Origin of the sequence: Laceyella putida (assembly GCF_042665195.1) — a bacterium.
Lineage (GTDB): Bacteria > Bacillota > Bacilli > Thermoactinomycetales > Thermoactinomycetaceae > Laceyella > Laceyella putida.
Map to the genome: position 1 here is coordinate 1 of NZ_JBHTBW010000026.1, position 357 is coordinate 357.

Here is a 357-nt window from a genome sequence, read left to right on the forward strand (position 1 = left end):
CCTCCATTCCGTGTTACCGGAACTTCATCCTGGACATGGGTAGATCACCCGGTTTCGGGTCAACGGCTACGTACTCAAGCGCCCTATTCAGACTCGCTTTCGCTACGGCTCCAGCTTCTCACTTTAACCTTGCACGCAACCGTTACTCGCCGGTTCATTCTACAAAAGGCACGCCGTCATCCCTCAAGGGGACTCCGACTGGTTGTAAGCACACGGTTTCAGGTTCTTTTTCACCCCCCTCCCGGGGTGCTTTTCACCTTTCCCTCACGGTACTGGTTCACTATCGGTCGCTAGGGAGTATTTAGCCTTGGGAGGTGGTCCTCCCAGCTTCCCACGGGGTTTCACGTGTCCCGCGGT

General features: G+C 56.0%; 1 rRNA gene (only partly in view). It reads right to left on the reverse strand.

Going from position 1 to position 357, the window contains the following annotated elements:
- Positions 1-357: ribosomal RNA gene (locus ACFQNG_RS10360) — 23S ribosomal RNA — on the reverse strand; its annotated part runs 293 nt beyond the window's last position; the annotation flags it as partial.